We start from the raw sequence: 2,439 nt of genomic DNA, 5'->3' as shown, positions 1-2,439 counted from the left end.
ACATTCCGAACCCGGAAGCTAAGCCTTACAGCGCCGATGGTACTGCAGGGGGGACCCTGTGGGAGAGTAGGACACCGCCGAACAAATATTAGAAAAGGCCCACGCCATCAGGCGTGGGCCTTTTTTGCGTTTAGGGTAAATGGCATGCGCTATGACCTGGTTATCTTCGACAACGACGGCGTCCTGGTCGACAGTGAGCCGATCTCCAACCGGCTGCTGGCCGGCTACCTCACCGAGCTCGGGCATCCGACGTCGTACGAGGACTCCATCCGTGACTACATGGGGTCCGCGATGCATCGGATCCACGACCTGATCGAGGAGCGGACCGGGGAGCGGTTGCCCGAGGACTTCGATGACGTCTTTCACGGGCGGGTGTTCGCCGCGTTCGAGCGGGAGCTGAAGCCGGTGGCGGGGGCTGTGGGGGTGCTGGAGAAGCTGGCTGCGGACGGGGTGGCTTACTGCGTGGCGTCGTCCGGGAGCCATGAGCGGATTCGAGTGGGGCATCGGACGACCGGGCTTGACCGGTGGTTCGAGGATGCGCGGATCTTCAGTTCGCAGGATGTGGGGCGGGGGAAGCCGGCGCCGGATCTGTTTCTGTACGCCGCCGAGCGGATGGGGGTCGCGCCGGAGCGGTGTGTGGTGGTCGAGGACAGTCCGTTGGGGGTGCAGGCGGCTGTCGCGGCCGGGATGGACGTGTACGGGTTCACCGCGATGACGCCCGCCGACAGGCTTGCCGATGCCGATCAACTCTTCTCCGACATGGGGGAGTTGGCCGACCTGCTGGTGTGAGCCGACGTCTGACATTTGTCATGCGGAGCTCTGGACGATCGTTTCTACTGGGGGACCCCGGTCGGGCGGGAAGCTGAGGGCATGACGACGAAGACGAGCAAGCAGAACACCTTCGGCCCGCTGATCGTGGACGTGGCGGTGCCTGTCGGGTCGTACTACCTCTTCAGGGACGGCTTCGGGATGAGCACCTTCGCGGCGCTTGCCTGGAGCAGTGCGGTGCCGGCCGGGCGGACCGTGTGGGGTGTGGTGAGGGAGCGGACGGTCAACGGGCTGGCTGCCCTCATCCTCGTCGTGAATGCGGTGTCGTTGCTGCTCGGCTTCGTCTCCGGGGACCCGCGGCTGATGCTCGCCAAGGACAGTGGGGTCAGCAGCATCATCGGGGTCGGGATCCTGGTGTCGGTGGTGCTGGGGCGGCCGATGATGACGGCAGGGTTCAAGCCCTTCCTGGTGCGGGGGGACTCGGCCAGGGAGGCCGCCTGGCGGCGGTTGGCCGGTGGCACGGCGGAGGGCTCGGTCGCTTTTCTTCGGGCCGAGCGGGTGTTCTCGGTGGTGTGGGGTGTCGTACTGCTGGCGGAGTGTGTGGCGCGGGTCGTCGGGGCGTACACCCTGCCCGTGGACACCATGGTCTGGCTCGGGTCCGTCGTCCTGGCCGCTTCGTTGACGTCGGCTTTCGTGGTGAGCCGGGTGGTCGCCGCCGAGCCCATGGCGCGGTTGCTCTGCGCCGAGGTGAGGGCTGCCGAGGAGGCTGTGAAGGCTGAGGTGGCGGTCGTTGCCTGAGCCCTGGTGGACCCGCTCGAACAAAGTTGAGCGAAATTCATCTTTGGCTGGATCTACCCACGGGTAGTCCGGGGCCCTACGCTCGCCGCCATGACAGATGTGCTGCGGCGCGGTAGGGCCTCGTTGGCGTTCAGCTTCTTCGCCCAGGGGGTGGCTTTTGCCCTGCTGGTGACCCGGATTCCCGCGATCCAGGACCGGTACGGGGTCTCCGACGCGTTGCTGCCGGCCTTTCTGGCGGCCGTGCCGATCCTCGCCGGGGTCGGGAGTGTGTCGACCGAGAAGCTGGTGAAGCGGATACCGCCCAGCCGGCTGCTGCGGTGGGCCCAGCCCGTCGTACTGCTGGCGCTGCGCGGGGTCGGGGCGGGGTCGTCGACGGTCGAGTTGGGGGTCGCGCTGGCCGCGTTCGGGCTCGCGGTGGGTGTGCTCGACGCGTCCATGAACATGCTCGGGGTCAGTCTCCAGCGGGCGTACGGGCGGAGCATCATGCTCAGCTTCCACGCGGTGTTCAGTCTGGGCGGGATCGTGGGGGCGTCGCTGGCGTGGGTGGGGGCGCACTGGGATCTCGCGTTGTTCGTGTCGTATCTGCCGGTCGTGGTGGTGCTGCTGCCGGCCGCGCTCGTCGGGAGTCGGTGGTACGTCGACGGGGGCGCCGAGCCGGTGGAGGACAAGGCCGGTGGTGAGGGCGGGACCGTCGCCTTCAAGCTGCTGTTGCCGCTGTGTCTGGTGATGACCTTCGCGTACATCGGGGACTCGACGGTCTCCAACTGGAGTGCGAAGTACCTCCAGGACGTGCTGGGGAGCAGCGAGCAGATGGCGACCGTGCCGTACAACGTCTACATGATCACCACGTTGATCGGGCGGGGCCTCGGGGAC

General features: G+C 67.1%; 3 protein-coding genes and 1 rRNA gene. All 4 read left to right on the top strand.

Features of this window, described 5'->3' with window-relative positions; all coding sequences use genetic code 11:
* Positions 1-83 (top strand): 5S ribosomal RNA (gene rrf, locus HLK59_RS49495); the annotation flags it as partial.
* Between the two features lie 61 nt (positions 84-144).
* Entirely contained in the window at positions 145-789 is a 645-nt protein-coding gene (locus tag HLK59_RS49490) for an HAD family hydrolase (RefSeq protein ID WP_171148251.1), read from the top strand.
* A gap of 81 nt (positions 790-870) precedes the next feature.
* Positions 871-1,566, top strand: coding sequence for a VC0807 family protein (locus HLK59_RS49485; protein ID WP_171148250.1), 696 nt, complete (start codon positions 871-873; stop codon positions 1,564-1,566).
* A gap of 90 nt (positions 1,567-1,656) precedes the next feature.
* The coding region (locus tag HLK59_RS49480) for an MFS transporter (RefSeq protein WP_171148249.1) at positions 1,657-2,439 on the top strand (783 nt) is incomplete at its 3' end.

Origin of the sequence: Streptomyces sp. S3(2020) (genome assembly GCF_013044505.1) — a bacterium.
Classification (GTDB): Bacteria; Actinomycetota; Actinomycetes; order Streptomycetales; family Streptomycetaceae; genus Streptomyces.
The sequence above is the reverse complement of the archived record's forward strand: the minus strand, read 5'-3'. Positions and strand labels throughout refer to the sequence as shown.